Origin of the sequence: Myxococcus sp. CA039A (assembly GCF_013336645.1) — a bacterium.
Lineage (GTDB): Bacteria > Myxococcota > Myxococcia > Myxococcales > Myxococcaceae > Myxococcus > Myxococcus llanfairpwllgwyngyllgogerychwyrndrobwllllantysiliogogogochensis.
The window spans coordinates 1-18902 of the sequence record NZ_JABUMQ010000224.1 but is presented as its reverse complement, the minus strand read 5'-3'; the positions used below and the strand labels follow the sequence as shown (position 1 = coordinate 18902).

The 18902-nt window shown below is 69.6% G+C and carries 16 protein-coding genes; 4 read left to right on the top strand and 12 right to left on the bottom strand.

The window, feature by feature from the left end; all coding sequences use genetic code 11:
* Positions 1-3 precede the first annotated feature (3 nt).
* The 4 genes from HR086_RS31185 to HR086_RS31170 all read left to right on the top strand — a co-directional run bounded on the left by HR086_RS31185 (position 4) and on the right by HR086_RS31170 (position 3762).
* Positions 4-1257, top strand: a complete 1254-nt coding sequence (locus HR086_RS31185; protein ID WP_174467457.1) for a S1C family serine protease — start codon at positions 4-6, stop codon at positions 1255-1257.
* A gap of 145 nt (positions 1258-1402) precedes the next feature.
* Positions 1403-1675 carry a vegetative protein gene (locus tag HR086_RS31180; protein WP_141644253.1) on the top strand — a complete coding sequence of 91 codons (273 nt, stop codon included), beginning with the start codon at positions 1403-1405 and terminating at the stop codon, positions 1673-1675.
* Positions 1676-2134: 459 nt separating this feature from the next.
* On the top strand, positions 2135-2725 hold the full coding sequence (locus HR086_RS31175; protein WP_141644252.1) for a hypothetical protein: 591 nt from the start codon (positions 2135-2137) through the stop codon (positions 2723-2725).
* 77 nt (positions 2726-2802) lie between these two features.
* A complete protein-coding gene (locus HR086_RS31170; protein ID WP_174458108.1) occupies positions 2803-3762 on the top strand; it encodes a phosphoribosylaminoimidazolesuccinocarboxamide synthase in 960 nt (319 codons plus the stop codon).
* A gap of 32 nt (positions 3763-3794) precedes the next feature.
* Here HR086_RS31170 and purB read toward each other — a convergent pair whose 3' ends face one another.
* The 12 genes from purB to infB all read right to left on the bottom strand — a co-directional run.
* Positions 3795-5108: an adenylosuccinate lyase gene (gene purB / locus HR086_RS31165; protein WP_141644250.1), complete on the bottom strand. Its 1314-nt coding sequence runs from the start codon at positions 5106-5108 to the stop codon at positions 3795-3797.
* Complete coding sequence (locus tag HR086_RS31160; protein WP_174458109.1) at positions 5105-6049, bottom strand: ABC transporter substrate-binding protein; 945 nt, start codon at positions 6047-6049, stop codon at positions 5105-5107. Before HR086_RS31160 ends, purB begins: the two co-directional genes overlap by 4 nt.
* A complete protein-coding gene (locus tag HR086_RS31155; RefSeq protein ID WP_174467456.1) occupies positions 6046-8607 on the bottom strand; it encodes an SUMF1/EgtB/PvdO family nonheme iron enzyme in 2562 nt (853 codons plus the stop codon). Before HR086_RS31155 ends, HR086_RS31160 begins: the two co-directional genes overlap by 4 nt.
* Positions 8608-8719: 112 nt before the next feature.
* Entirely contained in the window at positions 8720-9175 is a 456-nt protein-coding gene (dut, locus tag HR086_RS31150; protein ID WP_174458137.1) for a dUTP diphosphatase, read from the bottom strand.
* 134 nt (positions 9176-9309) lie between these two features.
* Complete coding sequence (locus HR086_RS31145) at positions 9310-10320, bottom strand: M23 family metallopeptidase (RefSeq protein WP_174467455.1); 1011 nt, start codon at positions 10318-10320, stop codon at positions 9310-9312.
* 8 nt (positions 10321-10328) lie between these two features.
* A complete protein-coding gene (locus HR086_RS31140) occupies positions 10329-11135 on the bottom strand; it encodes a hypothetical protein (protein WP_141644246.1) in 807 nt (268 codons plus the stop codon).
* Between the two features lie 163 nt (positions 11136-11298).
* On the bottom strand, positions 11299-13470 hold the full coding sequence (pnp, locus tag HR086_RS31135) for a polyribonucleotide nucleotidyltransferase (protein WP_174458112.1): 2172 nt from the start codon (positions 13468-13470) through the stop codon (positions 11299-11301).
* A gap of 376 nt (positions 13471-13846) precedes the next feature.
* Positions 13847-14116, bottom strand: coding sequence for a 30S ribosomal protein S15 (rpsO, locus tag HR086_RS31130; protein ID WP_141644273.1), 270 nt, complete (start codon positions 14114-14116; stop codon positions 13847-13849).
* A gap of 209 nt (positions 14117-14325) precedes the next feature.
* On the bottom strand, positions 14326-15201 hold the full coding sequence (truB, locus tag HR086_RS31125; protein ID WP_174467454.1) for a tRNA pseudouridine(55) synthase TruB: 876 nt from the start codon (positions 15199-15201) through the stop codon (positions 14326-14328).
* Between the two features lie 32 nt (positions 15202-15233).
* Entirely contained in the window at positions 15234-15593 is a 360-nt protein-coding gene (rbfA, locus tag HR086_RS31120) for a 30S ribosome-binding factor RbfA (protein WP_141644243.1), read from the bottom strand.
* On the bottom strand, positions 15590-16198 hold the full coding sequence (locus tag HR086_RS31115; protein ID WP_174458114.1) for a DUF503 domain-containing protein: 609 nt from the start codon (positions 16196-16198) through the stop codon (positions 15590-15592). Before HR086_RS31115 ends, rbfA begins: the two co-directional genes overlap by 4 nt.
* Positions 16199-16306: 108 nt before the next feature.
* A partial coding sequence (gene infB, locus HR086_RS31110) for a translation initiation factor IF-2 (protein ID WP_254626547.1) occupies positions 16307-18902 on the bottom strand: 2596 nt, incomplete at its 5' end.

Here is an 18902-nt window from a genome sequence, read left to right as displayed (position 1 = left end):
GGCATGGGCAGGGCGCCTTTCATCAAGAGTGTCGTCATCCTCACCGCGCTGGTGTGCGCGCTGGCGACCCCAGCGCAGGCCGCCGGGCGCGGGCGCGGACGTCTGTGGCTCGAAGCCCAGAACCGTTCGCTGGACAACCAGCGGGCCACGCTGAGTGACGTGGCTCGCAAGGCGATGCCGTCGGTGGTCTCCATCACCACCCGACAACTGACTGACGAAGCGTCGGTGTCGGGCGAGGAGCCCCAGAAGGGCATTGGCTCCGGCTTCATCATCCACGCCGACGGCTACATCCTCACCAGCGCTCACGTGGTGGAGGGCGCGTCGGAGGTCGTCATCTCGGTGATGCACCCGCGCGGCTACGTCGAGGAGTACGTCGCGCAGGTGGTGGGCGAGGACTCCCGCACCGACTGCGCGCTCCTGAAAATCGACGCCCCGCGCAAGCTGCCCGTGCTGCGGCTTGCGTCCGCGTCGCACGTGCGCTCGGCGGATTGGATTGTCGTCATCGGCAACCCGTTCGGCCTCTCCCACTCCGTGACGGTGGGCGTGGTCAGCTTCATGGGTCGCACGGACGTGACGCCCAACGGGCGCGACGGCGACTTCGACTACATGCAGATGGACGCCTCCATCAACCCGGGCAACTCGGGGGGCCCCGTGCTCGACTTGCACGGCGACGTGGTGGCGGTGGCCAACGCCGTCAACGTGGCGGGCCAGGGCATCGGCTTCGCCATCCCCATCGACATCGCCAAGACGGTGATTCCGCAGCTGCGGGCCCACGGGCGCGTGCGCCGGGGCTGGCTGGGCATCAGCGTGCAGGACTACTCGCCCGAGGTCGCCGAGGCCTTCAACCTGGGCCAGGGCCAGGGCGTGGTGGTGACGGAGGTGGTGGAGGGCGGTCCGGGCGAGCGCGCGGGCCTGCTCCACGGCGACGTCATCATCGGGCTCGACACGCGGCGCGTGCGGCGCGCTCACACCCTGCGCTGGCAGGTGGCCGCCCGGGGCGTGGGCCATGACGTGCGGCTGCGCATCCACCGGCTGGGCAAGCCGATGCGGCTCAAGGTCCGCCTGGAGGAGATGCCGAGCGAGCAGCCCCCCGCGCCCACCCTGGCCTCCCGACGGCAGGGGCGGCGGCCCACCCGGGCGCAGTCCGTACTGGACGACCTGCTGTCGCCCGTTCCCCGAGCAAAGACGCTCCCTCCCACGGCCCCGGAAGTCGAGCCGAACGCCCCGGGTTCCGAGGACGGCGCTCCGGCGCCTTGACACCCGCGCGGACACCGGTCTTCCGGCGTCTCCTTGCGTTCGGGTGGCATGGGCGCTAGACAGTGCGCCTTTTTCGTACCCGGCGGATGGTCCACGTGCTCGTGGCGCCGAGGTACCCGCATCGTTTCGCAGGAGAGGTTCCACAATGGCCGAGGCCACCCCGACGACCCAGAAGAAGCTCACCCACTGGCCCCGCACCGCCAAGGGCAGTGGCAAGAAGGCTTGCACCGTGGAGGGCTGCAAGCGCCCCTACCGCGCCAAGAGCTACTGCTTCTTCCACTTCAAGCAGTGGCGCCAGGGCGACCTGCCCCACTCGCGCTACCGCACCTGCTCCAAGGACGGTTGCCGCATCAAGACGTTCAAGGCCGGCCTGTGCGAGAAGCACCACGGCGAGACGTACAAGAAGGACGCGGCTTAAGTCCCCGCCGTCGTACTCGCAGCGGCGCCGGGGTCTTCTCTTCCCTGACTGAATCCTCAGGGAGAGGTGCCCCGCGCCACCGCGCGACCCACCGCTTGAAGGCCGTGAGCCACCGCTCCGCCTCGCCTCGGGTCCGCGCTCGCCCGCATCACCGTCCGCTCCAGCCCGTGGAGTCAGGTGCGAGATGGGGTGCCAGCCACGTACACGCAGCCCTCGGGCCGAGCCTTCCGTCACGGCCATGCCCGCCAACACTGCGTCACCCTTCACGTCGAGCCGCTCCGCGCCGCGAGCCGAGCACGTGGCCGGGTCCAAAAGGACCAGAGGGCCATGACGCGGACCTCCGCATCCAGGGTGTCTGTGAGTGTGTCAGGTGCGGGACAGAGGCGAGATGCTCCTCAGGACGCATGCCTCCGAGTTTCACTGGTTGATCCTGAAGCAGATCGGTATATTCCCGCCCGTATGCGTCGCTGGCTCCCTGGGTTGCTCCTCTCGCTCGTCTCCGTGCTCACCGCTTGTGGCGGTGCGGGCACGCCCGTGCGCGCGACCATGAGTGCCCGTCAGGCGCTGTCGCATCCGCCAGAGTTCCTGGAGTTCGAGTCCCCCGCGACGCGCCTCGAGATGTTCCGCGAGGTGGCCCGTCAGTCGGACCTGGAGGCCGGGCAGGCGGCGCAAGCGCTGGTGCTCTTCCCCATCAGCCAGCACGGTGAGTTGCTCGCCGCGCCAGGCTTCGATTCGCGCATGGACCTGTTCCAGGCGCCGGACGCGGGCAAGGGCATCGAGCTGGTGTTGGAAGCCCGTGCGGCCGAGCGTTGGCCGGAAGACCGGCGGGAGAGCCTGCAGGGACTGTCCGAGCGAGAAGCCGCGGAGCTGGTGGCCCGCACGCTGCTCGCGCACTGGGGCATCCATCCGGAGAGCGCGGTCCAGGTGGACCGGGCGTCCGGGGCGCCTTATGCGGTCGCCTACGTGGACGGCATCCTGCGCGTCAACCCGGCGTTCCTCTACCTGGCGGCGGCCTACGGTCCTGCTTCCATGCCGGCCACGCTCCAGTAGAGTCCCGCGCCTCAGCAACAGGCCCACCCTTCTCTCGCCGTGCCCCACTTTCCAGAGGGGCGGGCCGCGAGGCGCCAGTGAATACCTCCGCTCTTCACGCTCAGCTCCCCCACACGCTCCAGCAGACGAATCTGCCGGGGCTCGGCCAGCACTACCGCGGCAAGGTCCGCGACACGTACCGGAGCGGCGACACGCTCGTCCTGGTGACGACGGACCGGCTCTCCGCGTTCGACCACGTGCTGACCACCATCCCCTTCAAGGGCGAGGTGCTCAACCGGCTCGCGGCCTTCTGGTTCGAGCGCACGAAGCACATCTGCCCCAACCACGTGCTCGACGTGCCGGACGCCAACGTCACCGTGGCGCGCGCCTGCCAGCCCTTCACGGTGGAAGTCGTCATCCGCGGCTACCTCACCGGCAGCCTGTGGCGCGACTACGAGAAGGGCACGCACACCGCCTACGGCCTGCCCTTCCCCACCGGCATGCGCAAGGACGCGGCCTTCCCCGAGCCCATCATCACCCCGTCCACCAAGGCGGAGTACGGGCTGCACGACGAGCCCATCTCGGAGAAGGAAATCCTCGCGCGAGGCCTGGCCAGCGCTCGCGACTGGGCACGCATCACCGAGGCGGCGCGCGGACTGTTCGCGGAAGGGCAGAAGTGGGCGCGCACGCGCGGCCTCATCCTCGTCGATACCAAGTACGAGTTCGGCAAGGTGGGCGACGACCTCTACGTCATCGACGAGATGCACACCCCGGACTCCAGCCGCTACTGGGTGGCGGACGAGTACGAGGCCCGCTTCGCCAAGGGCGAGGACCAGCGCATGCTCGACAAGGAGAACATCCGCCAGTGGCTCATCCGCGAGCGGAACTTCTCCGGTCAGGGCACGCCTCCGCCCATCCCCGATGACGTCCGAGTGGAGCTGGCCACCAAGTACGTGGCGGCCTTCGAGCAGATTACGGGGACGACGCTCGCGCTCGAACCGGGCGACGTGCACGCGCGAATCGAACGGAACCTGCGCCAGAAGGGCTACCTGAAGTAGCCCTCCCAGCGAGCCTGCGGGACGGCCGTGAGCTACTCGCTCCGGCCGAAGACGCGGCGGAAGACGTCGTCCATGTGCCGCGTGTGGTAGCCCGGGGAGAAGCAGTCGTTGATCTCCTCGGGCGTCATCATCTTGCGCAGGTCCTCGTCCGCGAGCAGCGCCTGCCGGAAGTCCACGCCCTCCTCGTAGAGCTTCATCGCGTTGCGCTGGACGATGACGTAGGCGGCCTGCCGGTCCATGCCCTTGCGCGCCAGCTCCAGCAGGAGCCGCTGCGAGTTCACCACGCCGCCGAGCAGCTCCAGGTTCTTCTTCATCTGCTCCGGGTAGACGCGCAGGTCCTCCATCAGCCGGGCGAAGCGCACCAGCATGAAGTCCGCGAGGATGGTGGCGTCCGGGCCGATGACGCGCTCCACGGAGGAGTGGGAGATGTCCCGCTCGTGCCAGAGCGCCACGTCCTCCATGGCGCTCACCGCGTAGCCGCGCAACAGGCGCGCCAGTCCCGTGAGGTTCTCCGACAGGATGGGGTTGCGCTTGTGCGGCATCGCGCTGGAGCCCTTCTGTCCAGCGGTGAAGGGCTCCTCCGCCTCGCGCACCTCGGTGCGCTGCAGGTGGCGAATCTCCACGGCGAACTTCTCGATGCTGGAGCCCAACAGCGCCAGCGCCGTGAAGTACTCGGCGTGCCTGTCACGCTGCACCACCTGGCTGGAGGCGGGCGCGGCCTTGAGGCCCAGCTTCTTGCAGACGTGCTCCTCCACGGCCGGAGGCAGGTGCGCGAACGTGCCCACCGCGCCGGAAATCTTGCCCGTGGCGATGGTCTCCCGCGCGTGCAGCAGGCGCGTGCGGGCGCGGCGAAGCTCGTCGTACCAGATGGCCAGCTTGTGGCCGAACGTCACCGGCTCCGCGTGGATGCCATGGCTGCGGCCCATCTGGAGCGTGTGCTTGTGCTCGAAGGCGCGCTTCTCCACCGCCGCCATCACCCGCTCCATGTCCTGGAGGATGAGGTCCACGGCGTCGCGCAGCGTCATCGCCAGGGACGTGTCCAGCACGTCCGAGGACGTCATTCCCAGGTGCAGCCAGCGGGCGCTGGGGCCCACCCGCTCCTCCATGAAGGTGAGGAACGCGATGACGTCGTGCTTGGTGGTGCGCTCGATTTCGTCGATGCGCGCGGCATCCGCGGGCGTGAAGTCTCCGGCTTTCTGGAGGCAGTCCTCCAGCGCCTCACGCGGGGCCAGCCCCGCCTCCACCATGCCCTCCAGCGCGGCGAGTTCCACATCGCGCCACCGGCGCAAGCGGGCCACGTCGTTCCAGAGGTTGGACATCTCCTGTCGGCTGTATCGCGGAATCACTCGTAGACCTTCACGGCAAAGTCCTTCCGCGCCGCGAACCGGAGCAGCTCCAGCACGGACTCGGAGGACGGACCCAACTTCCGGGCGGTGGTGAGATTGATGGACAGGTCCAACCCCTCTGGCTGCGCCACCGCCAGCGCCCCCGGGTCAATCTTCTCGTGGATGATGCGATTGGCCAGCCGCCCTGCTTGCAGGCCAATGGCCATGGGGCTGGGGGACAGCGCGAGGGACGCGCCCTCCTTCACCTGGCTGGGCGTGAGCGCCACGAGCGGCAGCCGCTTCGCCTGCGCGAAGGCGATGAGTTGCTGCACGACGGCGGCGTTGCCCACCGTCTTGTCCGCCACCATCAGCAGCGCGTCCACGCGGCCCGCGGCGCCCTCCAGCACCTTCTCCACCTTCCCCGGTGAGTCCACCTCCAGCGGGAGGATGGACAGGCTCCGGGACGCGGCGGACGTCTGCGCCTGCGTCACGGTGCTGGCGGAGAAGCGGGGGTCATGCACCATGCCCACGCGCCGGGCCTTGGGCGCCACCGCGAGCAGCGCCTCCAGCTCCGGCCCCAGGTCACTGGTGAGCGAAATGCCGGTGACGTTGGGGCCTTCCAGTCCGTACTTCTCGAAGTACGGCACCATGGCGAAGAGGACGGGGATGTCCTCACCCAGGGAGCGGCGCGCGGCGTTGGCGGCCAGCGGCCCCAGGGCCAGCACCAACGCGGGCTTCTGGGCCGCCAGCTTCTTGAAGATGCGCGCGGCGGCGCCGGGACTCTCGTCCAGCGTCATCTCCTGCACCTCCGCGCGCGCCTCCGCGGCGAAGCCAGCGATGACGGAGGCATAGGGCGCCAGGTTGGCGGACTTCACCGCCACCACGCGGGGACGGGCGGCCCCTTGAGCCCCCGCTACCACCGGCACCAGCAGGAGCAGGAGCGCGAGGGTCCGCCAGCTCATGGCTTCACGCTCGCGCAGCACCGGAAGCCGACCGAGAGGGCGGTCTTCTCTGGAGCGATGAAGGCGCGCGCGCTGCACCTCGAGGCGAGTTGCGAGTCGTTGAACGAGCCGCCCTTCTGCACGACACCCCGGTTGGGGACGCGGGTGCTCGTCCACTCCGCCACGTTCCCGGAGAGGTCCGCCACGCCATAACCCCGTGACACGCATTGCGTGAACGTCCCGGAGGGGGCGACCGTGGGAGGCGTTTCCTGGAGCGAGACCTTCGTATTGCACGCGCCTTGAACGTAATCGTCGCCGTATGCGTAGCGCGCGTTGCCCGGTCCCTTGCATGCCTTCTCCCACTCCTCTTCCGTGCAGAGCCGCTTCTCCGCGGCCTCACACAGCCCGCGCGCCTGTTCCCAGGTCACCTCCACCCGAGGACTCCCTCCCCGCTTGTTCGAGTTCGAGTACTCGAACTCGTCCATGCAGAAGGAGTCCACCTGGATGCTTTCCTCGAAAGGCTCCTCCACCTGCCCCTCGTCGTCGTCCCGCGCCTTTCCCCGGCGGAAGTACCCGCCACTCACCACCCGCATGCCATCGGGACACCCTCCCGCCAGCGCGACGAGGGGAGGAGCGTTGGCTTCCGGTGCCGCCTGGCGGGCGGACGGCCCTCCCATGGGCACCACCGGCGCTGTCCGCTGGGCCGAGCGCAGGTAGCGCAGCAACAGGTAACCGCCACCGGCCCCCAGCGCGAGCCCGCCCACGGTCAACACCACCATCCAGATGAACGCCGAGCGACGGCGGGAGGCCGATGACTTCGACGGACGCGTGGCCCGGTGGGTGGGCGCGATGCGAGGCGCCGAGCGCGCCGCCGAGGTCATGGGCGAGTCCAACGTGCGAGCGCCCGACATGGAAGGAGGGGAGTCGAGCGAGCGAGGCCCCGTGCGTGCCCCCGACACCGCGGGCGACTCCAGTGTGCGCGCCGTGCGGATGGCCGGCACCGGCACCGCGGGCGCAGCATCCAATGTCCGCGACATGGGCCGAGGCCCGGAGGCCGAAGGCGAGGACTCCAACGCGCGCGCCGAGCGGGCACCGGAAACAGCAGGGGCCGGCTCCTGCCCCGCGTCCGACTCCTGGGCCCGAGGCGCCGCGCGCGGCTGAGCAGCCGGCATCGGTCCGGAGGCACGCGGCGCGGGCCCACCCGCACGAGCGGGCTCGGGGGGCAGGCGCCCACCGTGAGCGGGCTCGGAGGCTCCCCTGGAGGAACGCCCCCCCTGCGACGATTCCGAGGCAGCCCGTCCCTTCGCCGACGCTTCGGAAGCCGAGCGCCCACCTTGAGGGGAATCCATGGCGGCCCGCGCGGCGGACGCGGTGATGAACGGCAGCGCCTGCTCCGTGAGGTGCTGGGATGCGCCGGGGTTCGCGCCGATGATGGCGGCCAGCGTCGCCGCGTCGAGCGGCTGCGTGGCATCGGGCGGAGGCGGCTCCTCCTCGACGGGCGCGGAAGGCTTCGGCGCCGAGGTCACGATGCCCGTGGGCACCGGCATCATGTCCGTGGGCACCGGAGGCGGCGGACGCGCGGACATCCGCACCGCGGCGGCCTGCGCCGAGCCCGCGGGAGGCGGCACGCCGCGCACGTGCGTGGCGACCGCCGCGGGGGCGCGCGCGAGGATGCTGGCGAACTCCGCGTGCAGCTCACCCGCCGTCTTCGGACGGGCCAGCGGGTTGATGTTGAGCGCGCGCCGGTAGAGCGCCTCGAAGGACGTGGGCAGGTCCGGGTGCAGCGACGTCAACCCGGGCACCACGCCCTCGACGGGCACGAGGCCCGCGACCATCTCCCCCATCACCACGCCCAGCGAGTACACGTCCATGCGCGTGTCCAGCTCACCGCCCGCCACGTACTCGGGAGCGACGTAGATATCCGCGCGATGCCCCTTCTGCGCCTGGACGAAGGGAAGCTGCGGCACGGCGAGGCCGAGCCCGTAGTCCGTCACCTTCAGCAGGTCCGGAAGGACGATGACGTTCTCCGGCTTGAGGTCGGAGTGGGGGCCGAAGCGATGGGCCGCGTCCAGCGCCGCCGCCATCTGCGCCAGCAGAGGCTCCACGTCCTTCAGCGAGAAGAGCTGCCCGCGCGAGGCGCGCTGCTCCATCATCCGCCGCAGCGTCATCCCCTCCAGCAACTGCATGGTGAAGAAGGGCCGCTCACCGTCGAGCCCCTCTTCGTAGACGCGCAGCAGGTTCGGGTGGTTGAGCTTCTTGCCCACCCGCATGGAGAACGAGAACTGGGTGCGCTCCTCGGGCTGCTGGACGAGTCGCGGGTGGACCGTCTTCAGCGCGACCTCGACGTCGATCTCCTCGTCCTGTGCGCGGAAGACGAAGCCCATGGGGCCGGAGCCCACCACCTCCTGGATGGCGTAGCGGCCTGCGACGACGTCCCCTGGCTTGTAGGGGGCGCCCTCCAGGCCGCGCTTGCGGACGACACCGGCCGATTGTCGCGCGGCCGCGTCGTACTTCATCCCGCAGGTGGGACAGGTGTCGGTCGTCTCGGGGACGTGGCTGCCGCAGCGGTAGCAGAGCAAAGCAGTCGGACTCCAGGGGCCGGTCGAAGGAGGACCGCGAGCGGGGGTGCGGTCCGGCCTCATATTCTGCACGCTCCCCTGTCATCAAGGAACGATGCCGTCGGCTCTCGCGCTACCGGCCGGTGGAACCGAAGCCGTTCCCCCCCCGCGACGTCGCGTCGAGGACCTCCACTTCTTCCAGCGTGGCGGACGTCACCGGCGCCACCACCAGTTGGGCCACCCGGTCGCCCCGACGCAGGGTGAAGGGCTCGCTGGAGAGATTCACCAGGATGACCTGCACCTCCCCCCGGTAGTCCGCATCCACCGTCCCGGGGGAGTTGAGCAGCGTGATTCCGTGGCGCAGCGCCAGCCCGGAGCGAGGTCGTACCTGCCCCTCGTAGCCCGGGGGGAGCCCCAGCGCGAGGCCCGTGGGAACCGCCATCCGCGCCAGCGGCGCGAGCACCCGCTCCCCCTCGATGTCCGCTCTCAAATCCAGCCCGGCGGCGAGTTCCGTCTCGTAGCGGGGAAGCGGCAAGGGCTCCGGATGGGCACGCACGCGGCGCACCTGCACGGTGAGGGACGAGGCCATGGCGCCGATGTACCACACCCCTGCACCGTCTCCAGTTCCTGCTCCAACGTCACAGGTAGTCCGCGAAAGCGACGACAGCCCGGCAAGCCCCCAGACTCGGCACGCTCCCGGACTTCGAGCCCTGGCTGGAATCCTCAGCGCGAGGAATCGCCGGACACGGCGCGGACGGAGGCGCGGAACTTGAGGGGGTCCATGGGCCGGGAGGCGAGTTCCAGCTGGTAGTGGAGGTGGGGCCCCGTGGAGCGCCCGGTGTTGCCGGAGCGGGCGATGAGCTGTCCGCGCTCCACCCGCTCGCCCACCCGGACCAGCAGCTCCGAGTTGTGGCAGTACGCCGTCGTCACGCCACGGCCATGGTCCAGGACCAGGACGCGGCCATTCACCGCGTCCTCGCTCGCGCGCCGCACCACGCCCTCCGCCACGGCCGACACCGCCGTCCCGGTGGGCACGCTGAGGTCCACGCCCGTGTGCATCCGCCGCATTCCCAGCACGGGGTGGTGCCGCTCGCCGAAGGGGCTCGTCACCCGGGCGCTCTCCGACACGGGCCACGCGAGCCCGAAGGCGGTGGACAACGCCAGCGCCTGCGCCGCGCCCACCGAGGCCGTCTCGAAACCCGGAGGAAGCTGCCGGTTCAGTGACTCCAGCGTCGGCGCGCCACCTTCCGCCACCACGCGCTCCTGGGCATAACGCGCGGGGATGCGGCCGACGAAGAGGGCCGTGAGGCGCGCCTCCTCGCGGGGGAAGTCCGCCTCGAGCGCCGCGTGAAGCCTGCGCGCGGCGACGGGCCCTTCCACCGGGTCCAACAGCCGGTCCATGGGAATCCCCAGTTCCTGGGCCAGCGCGGCGAAGGGCTCCCGCGCTCGCGCGTCCAGGCCCTTCACTGCCAGGTGCGTGCCCCAGGCCAGCGACTCCGCATCCGTCAGCGGACGCACCAGGGACACCTCGGGCGCCAGCATGGGCGCGGCCAGCGAGGTGCCCGTCATGCCGTCGTAGTACGCCAGCAGGGGCCGCGCGGTGCTCTTCGAGGAGAAGGCCCAGGCGGAGGCCTTGCGCACCAGCGCGCCCGCGGGCGTGTGGTGGTACGCCGTCCACACGCACAGCACCGCCATGCAGAAGTCCAGCAGCCCCCTGGCGCGGCTCGGGAACATGGCGGTCCTCAGCGCAGGAAGGAAACGAGTGGAGTGGCGTCCAGCACGGCGGCCAGTGCCAGCGGCACCACCACCGCGCAACCCAGGAGGCCTCGGGTGAAGGCCCGTCGGCCGCGCTCCTGTGCGCAGGCCGCGTCCGCGTGTTGGAGGTTGCGCAGCACCGCGCGCCACCCGAGCGTGGCCAACACGCCCACCAGCGCCCCCACCGCCAGGCCCCTCGCGCCCCAGTCAGCGACCTGGTCCCCCATCAGCTCGCGCCAGGACAGGTACACCGTGCCTTGCATCAGCTTCGCCACCGTGCACGCGCCCGCCACCACCACCGCCGCGGTGGCCAGGGGGCGCAGCCAGCGCATGGGCGTGGGCTGGCGCAGACAGCGCTGCCACAGCGCGCGCCACGAAGGCTTTGCTTCCTGCCCCTCCAGCGCCGCGCGCCACGACTCCGCGGGCTTCACGGCGGCCGCCGTCGCCTCGCGGTAGCCCAGGGCAGGCAGCGCCAGCACCAGGTCCGCGGCCAGCTCCCACGTCAGGGCCAGGATGCGAGCGATGCGCGTGCGCAGCTCCAGCGACACCCACTCCACCATGGGGGCCGTCACGTCGTAGCGGCCCACCAGTCCGTCGAAGGCCGCGTCCACGCGGTCCACCACCGCCACCAGCCGGTCATCCAGCGTGTCCGCCGCCGCGTGCACGCCCACCGCCACCAGGGCCAGCAACCCCAGGGGCATGAAGGCCCACCGGAAGGCGCCCAGCAGGCGCGAGACGTCGGTGACGAAGCCAGTGGAAGTCGAGGGTCCGGCGGGCGGCGGGCGGGGCGGCAACGGGGCCTCCAGAAGGCGGGGCTCGCACCTCCAACGCACGGCCCCCAGCTCCAGGTCTAAGCCAGCGCCCGCCAAAACGAAAACGCCCCCTGCCGCGCGGAGGCGGAAGGGGGCGTTGGAGCTACTCCGGACCTCGTGAGGAGACCCGGGAGCGAGGCGTCAATCAGGCCTTCGCGTCGGGCTGGGTGGCCTCGGGGGCCGGCTGCGCGGCGACAGCGTCAGCGGCACCCTGCTGCTGGGTCGCCGCGCGCTCCGCCATCGCCTCCTTGCGCGACAGGCGAATCTTGCCCGTCTTGTCGATGCTGACGACCTTCACCAGCACCTCGTCGCCCTCCCTCAGCACGTCGGAGACGCTCTTGACGCGCTTGTCGGACAGCTCGGAGATGTGGATGAGGCCGTCGGTGCCCGGGAACAGCTCCACGAAGGCGCCGAACTCGGCGATCTTCCGCACGGTGCCCGTGTAGATCTTCCCGATTTCCGCCTCGCGGGTCAGCGCCTGAATCATCGCGATGGCGGCCTTCACGGCCTCGCCGTTCGCGCTGGCGATGTCCACCCGGCCGGAGTCCTCGATGTTAATCGCCGCGCCCGTGCGAGCGATGATGTCCTTGATGACCTTGCCGCCCGGCCCGATGACGTTCTTGATGAACTCGGGACGAATCTGGATGGTGGTGATGCGGGGCGCGTACTGGCTGATTTCCTTGCGGGGCTGCGCCAGCGTCTTGAGCATCTCGCCCAGGATGTGGATGCGGCCCTGACGCGCCTGCTCCAGCGCGCGGCTCATGATCTCCGTGGTGAGGCCGGTGATCTTGATGTCCATCTGGATGGACGTGATGCCCTTGCTGGTGCCGCACACCTTGAAGTCCATGTCGCCCAGGTGGTCCTCGTCACCGAGGATGTCCGACAGGATGGCGATCTTGTCGCCCTCCTTCACCAGACCCATGGCGATGCCGGCCACCGGCGAGGTGATGGGGACACCCGCGTCCATCAGCGCCAGCGTGCCACCGCACACGGAGGCCATGGACGAGGAGCCGTTGGACTCGAGGATGTCCGACACGAGGCGAACCGTGTACGGGAAGGACTCGCTCTTGGGCACCATGTTGCGCAGCGCGCGCTCCGCCAGCGCGCCGTGGCCGATTTCACGACGGCCCGGGCCGCGCAGCGGCTTCGTCTCATTCACGCTGAACGGGGGGAAGTTGTAGTGCAGCATGAAGCGCTTGAAGGACATGCCTCCCAGCATCTCCAGCCGCTGCTCGTCATCGCTGGTGCCCAGCGTGGCCACCACGAGCGCCTGCGTCTCGCCACGGGTGAAGACCGCGCTGCCGTGGGTGCGCGGCAGCACGCCCACTTCGTTCGTAATCGTGCGGACCACGTCGTGACCGCGGTCGCCGATGCGGCCACCGTTGACCGTCATCTCGCGCATGTGCTCGTACTTGAGGTCTTCCACCACCTGCTTGGCGTGCTTCTCCACCAGCGGGGAGTAGGCCTCGGCGAGCTGCTCCTTGAGCTTCGCGATGGTCTCCTTCTTCGTCTTGGAGAGCGACTCGTAGCGGGCGCCCTTCTCCTTGATGGCGTAGCCGGCCTTGATGCCGTTCATCGCCAGCTCACGCACCTTGGAGCGCAGGCCCTCGTCCACGGTGGCCGGCTTGTCGAACGAGCGAACCGTCTTGTTCAGCTCGCGGCGCAGCTCGTCCTGCAGGTCCAGCGCGGGCTGGGCGGCCTGGAAGCCGAAGTCCAGCGCGGCGACCATGTCCGCCTCGGTCACCTCTTCCGCGCCGCCTTCCACCATGACGATGGCCTTGCGGCTGACCGCCATGACCAGGTCCAGGTCGCTCTGCTCACGCTGCTTCGCGGTGGGGTTGGCCACCAGCTGACCGCCCACGCGGCCCACGCGGATGCCGGCGAGGGGACCGTCGAACGGGATGTCCGACACCCACAGCGCCGCGGAGGCGCCGGTGATGCCGTGCACGTCGCCCTCGTTCTCCGGGTCCGCGGAGATGACGCTGGCGATGACCTGCGTCTCGTACGCGTAGCCTTCCGGGAACAGCGGACGCAGGGAGCGGTCCACCACGCGGGAGGCCAGCGTCTCCTTCTCCGTCAGCCGGCCCTCGCGCTTGAAGTAGCTGCCGGGGATGCGGCCCGCCGAGTACAGCTTCTCCTGGTACTCCACCGTCAGCGGCAGGAAGTCGATGTCCTTCTTCTCCCGCGCGCTCACCGCCGTCACGAGCAGCATGGTGTCGCCATAGCGAACCACCACGGAGCCATCCGCCTGCTTGGCCAGACGACCCACTTCGATGCTCAGCTCGCTCTCGCCAATCTTGACGCTCTTCTTCAGCATGTCCTTGCCTCGGTATTCTTCGGGCGAGGACCCCACCGCACGCACCTGGCCCGCAAGGGACCTGGCACCCCGGGAGGGCCCTCGGGGTGTATGAGCGGTCGCCAAGGCCCGAAACAGGCACATGACAGGCAACCGCCAGCCTGTACTGCGGAAGGGCGCTTGCGGAGCGCCGGAGGGATGTCTCGGAACTTTTGATCCCTGATCGCACCGGCCGACAACCGTGTCAGCCGGTCCGAACGGAAACCAAAACCTCCGTCGGCACCACTCCCTCGCCCGCCACCACCCACCGCTTCTCAACTGCTTCTCTGCTGCCACTTCAACGTCTGAAACGCGCGGGGCGCTGGTTGAACCAGCGCCCCGGGTCCTGCCGAGATGCCTACTTGCGGATGCCGAGGCTCTCGATGAGCTTCTTGTAGCGGGTGACGTCCTTCGACTTCAGGTAGTCCAGAAGCCGGCGACGCTGACCGACCAGCTTCAGCAGACCGCGGCGGGAGTGGTGGTCCTTCTTGTGCGTCTTGAAGTGCTCGGTGAGCTGGTTGATGCGCTCGGACAGCAGCGCCACCTGCACTTCAGGGGACCCGGTGTCCGTCTCGTGGGTCCTGAACTTCGTCACCAGCTCCGACTTGCGCTCCTGATGCAGCGACATGTGATTCTCGTCTTTCGTACCCCGCTCCGGAGTGATTCCACTTGAGTCGCCCAGGTCCGCGGAGGGGTACAGACCGGGTCTCATGCTCCACTTCTAACGAGCGGGGGGCTTATAAGCTTCACCCTACCCAGGGTCAACCTTGGACGCCTGCCCGTGCGCCTCACAGGGGGTGGAGCGTGTGAAGACGCACAGCCAGGGGGCAGCCGGGCCTAGACGAGCACTCGCAGGTACCGCAGCCGTCCGCCCACGCCCTCCGCCACCGCCAGCAGCGCGCCGTCGGGGCCCGTCACGCGCAGCCTCCCTGGGCGCAGCGAGGAGGGAGAAACCTCCACCGGCACGCCGTGCGACACGCGCTTGGCGTCGTCGGCCCCTACCCGCACCTCGGGCAGGTCGACCAGGGCCTCGGCGATGGGCACCAGCCGTGAGGCCAGCGTCCCGTCCTTCAGCAGGGCAGGCACGTCCGCCAGCGGCAGCGAGCGAGCCAGGGGGAACGGCCCGCTGGCCGTGCGCCGCAGCGCCTCCAGGTGTGCCCCGCAGCCGAGCACCCGTCCCAGGTCGAAGGCCAGGGTGCGCACGAAGAAGCCCTTGGAGCAGCGCACGGACAGATGGAGCCGGTCCGCGGAGAAGTCCCGCAGCACCAGTTCGTACACCGTCACGTGGCGGGCGGCGCGCTCCACTTCCTCACCCGCGCGGGCCAGCTCGTACAGGCGCTTGCCGGCCACCTTCACCGCCGAATACATGGGCGGGACCTGGTCGAAGCTCCCCCGGAAGCGCGACAGCGAGGCCTCCAGGAGTGCGGGCGTCAACACGGGCACCGGCGCGCGCGCCGTCACCTGCCCCTGCGCGTCCTGGGTGTCCGTCTCCGCCCCCAGGCGCACCGTGGCGTCGTAGGCCTTGTCGCCCTCGGTGATGAAGCCAGCCACCTTGGTGGCCTCTCCCAGACACAGGGGCAACACTCCGGTGGCCATGGGGTCCAACGTCCCCGTGTGGCCCACCTTCTTGATCTTCAACAGCGAGCGCACCTGTCGCACCACGTCGAAGGACGTGGGGCCAGAGGGCTTATCGATGACGAGGACGCCGTCCATGTCGCGCCAATATTGTGGGCCCGGGGCTGGAACTACCAGCCTTCCTTGCTCCGGACCTCGCGAAGCAGACGGTCGATCTTGTCCCCCTCGCCCACGGACTCGTCGAACGAGAAGAAGATCTCCGGCGACACGCGCAGGTTGACGGCCGACGTGACGTGGCGGCGCACGAAGCCCTTGGCCGCCTCCAGCCCCTTCTGCGTGTCCGAGCGCTCCTCGGCCGTGCCAATCATCGAATAGAAGACACGGGCCACACGCAGGTCCGGGGAGACCTTCACCCCGGTAATCGTGATGTAGCCGATGCGCGGATCTCTCAGCTCGCCCCGGGTCAGCAGGTCGCCGATGGCCACCTGGATTTCCTGCCCCACTCGCTCGGGTCGGGAATGCGTCGTCATTTCTTCTCCCAGTCTCGCGGGTTGCGCAGGGAGCGGGCTCGAACCCGCGCCTCGTCCAGCGTCATCCGTCCACCGCCCGACGGTGACGGGCGACCCGTACCGGGGTCGCCGTCGTTGTCGCCGTCATGACGGCGCTCCCACTCACCCAACCCCTCGGCCTCCGCCAGGGAGGCCCGCTCGCCCCGCAGGAAGCGAGCGATCGCCGCCTCCGACTGGGCCGCCGCCGCTTCCGGCGACAGCGGTGCTTCGTCTTCGTCGTCCAGAGCGGACCGCGGGGCCCTGGAATCCGCGGTGTTGCCCGCGGCGAAGAGCTGATCTCCAAAGGCGAGGATTTCCGTCTCCCGCGCCATCAGCGGGGCCACGTACATCTCCTCGATGAAGTGGATGACCTTCTCCAACTGCTCGTCCACGTGGCGGCGGTCATTGCCCACCACCGAGAGGGCAAGCGAGGCCTTCTGCCAGAGGTCCTGGTCGTCCACCTCGGCCACGGCAACGTTGAAGCGGGCCTTCACCCGGTCCGTCACCCGGCGCAACACCTGTCGCTTGGACTTCAGCGAGCCGCTGTCCGGAATCTGGAGGGTCAGACGTGCGACACCTACGAACATGCCAATCCCCCGACCCCGGGGGACCTGGCGACTGCGCGAGGCCCCCAGGGCGAAACCTCCCCGGGAAGGTGGGGCCTTCCCGGGGGCGAGAGGACACGCGGCGGAAGACTAGGTGAGGCTCTGCCGGGTCTCTTCGATCTCGTAGGCCTCGATGATGTCGCCGGCCTTGAGGTCGTTGAAGTTCTCGATGCCGATACCGCACTCGAAGCCCTGAGCGACCTCCTTGACGTCGTCCTTGAAGCGCCGCAGCGACGCCATCTTCCCGGCGAACAGCTGCTTGTTCTCGCGGATGAGGCGAACGATGGCGCCTCGCTTCATCACACCATCCAACACCGCCGCGCCGGCGATGGTGCCCAGGCGAGGAACGTTGAAGGTGTTGCGGACCTCCGCGCGGCCCAGCTTCTTCTCCGTGCGGATGGGCTCCAGCAGGCCCTCCATCTCCAAGCGCACCCCGTCGATGAGCTCGTAGATGATGGTGTAGCTCTGCAGGTTGACTTCCTGAGCCTTGGCCGCGGCCTCCGCACCCGACTCCGGGTGGACGTTGAAGCCGAGCACCACGCCCTTGGAGGCGGCCGCCCTCATCACGTCGCCCTCGGTGATGGCGCCCACTCCAGAGTGGACGACCTCCACCTTGACCTTGTGGGTGGAGAGCTTCTGGACGGCCTGCTTGACGGCCTCGGCCGAGCCCTGCACGTCCGCCTTGATGACGACGCGCAGCTCCTTGGGACCGCCGCCCGCCTTCGTCTTGGCGAACAACTGCTCCAGGGACTCACGGCTGACCTTGCCGAGCTCGGTCTGCCGCTCCTTCATGTTCCGGTGCTCGGCGATCTGCTTGGCCGCCTTCTCGTCCGCCACCACGTTGATGGCGTCGCCTGCGGTGGGAACACCGGACAGGCCGATGACCTCCGCGCAGTAGCCCGGCTTGACTTCCTTCACCATCTCGCCGCGGCTGTTGTTCATCGCGCGGACTCGGCCGTAGTGCGAGCCGGTGACGACGGCGTCGCCCAGCTTGAGCGTGCCTTCCTGCACCAGCACCGTGGCGACCGGGCCACGGCCGCGGTCCAGCTTGGCCTCGATGATGGCGCCGACCGACGGGCGGTTCGGGTTGGACGTGAGCTCGAGGACCTCGGCCTGCAGCGCCAGGTTCTCCAGCAGCAGGTCCAGGTTCTGCTTCGTCTTGGCCGAGACGGGAACCATGATGGTGTCGCCGCCCCACTCTTCCGGGACGAGCTCGTGGGCGGCCAGGTCCTTCTTCACGCGGTCCGGGTTGGCGCCGGGTACGTCCATCTTGTTGATGGCGACGACGATGGGGACTTCCGCCGCCTTCGCGTGCTTGATGGCCTCCACCGTCTGCGGCATCACGCCGTCGTCGGCGGCCACCACCAGCACCACGATGTCCGTCACGTTGGCGCCGCGGGCGCGCATGGACGTGAAGGCCTCGTGACCCGGCGTATCCAGGAAGGTGACGTCACCCCGCGCGGTGGTGATGCTGTACGCGCCGATGTGCTGGGTGATGCCGCCCGCCTCGCCCGACGCCACGTTGGCGCTGCGGATGGCGTCCAGCAAGCTCGTCTTGCCGTGGTCGACGTGGCCCATGATGGTGACGACCGGCGGACGCGGACGCTCGTCCTCGGGACGGGCCTCCACCTCGGGCAGGTAGTCTTCCACCTCGAAGCCCACGCGCTCGATCTTCCAGCCGTAGTCGCTGGCGATGGTCTCCGCCGTGTCGGCGTCCACCAGCTGGTTGGCCGTGGCCATCTTCCCCTGCGCCATCAGCTTCTTGATGAGCTCCGCGCTGCGGATACCCATGCGCTGGCCCAGGTCGGACACCGAAATGCCCTCCTGCAGCTTGATGACCTTCTTCTCCTCGGCCATCTGGGTGATCTGCGTCTTGGCGCCCTTCTTCGTGGGCTTCTTCTTCTTGCCACGGATGGGGATGGTGACGCGGCCCCAGACCATGTCCGTCAGTTCCTGCTTGGACACGCTGGTCGTATCGCCACTGGTGCGCTTGCGCTGGCCACGCTCCTTGTTCTTGGAGACGTCCACCAGTTCGCGGCCCCGGCCCAGATGGTCCGGAACCACCTTGTACTCACGGCGCTCGGGGATGCCCGCGCGGCCCGGAGCCATGGGGTACTGCTTCGCCTGGCCGGCCGTGGGGGTGACCCGACGCACCTGGATGAGCGGGCGCGAGATGACGACGGCCTGAGTGGCCGTGGGACGCGCCTGACCGCCCGTCGGAGACACCTGGGCGTGCGGCACACCGCCCACCATGATGGTGGGACCCTGCGGCGCGGCGGTGCCACCCGCGGAGGCCTGCGCTCCAGGAGCGGAGCTGGGACGCACCGGCCCCTGGCCGGGACGCGTGCTCTGGCTCTGGTACGACGGATAGCTCGGACGACCGCCCGGACCACCGGGACGCCCACCCGGACCGCCCGGACCACCGGGACGTCCACCCGGACCGCCCGGACCACCGGGACGCCCACCCGGACCGCCCGGACCACCGGGACGTCCACCAGGACCACCCGGGCCACCCGGACGACCACCGCCCGAGGGACCGCTCCGCTGCCCGTAGCCCGGCGCGGGGCCCCGAGACACGACGGTCGCGGACGAAGACGGGGGAGAAGACGTCCGGACAGTCGGCGGAACCGGCGAGCGCGGAGGGGGTTGGGGCAAGTGGGTACTCTCCTGAGAAGGGGAACGAGGC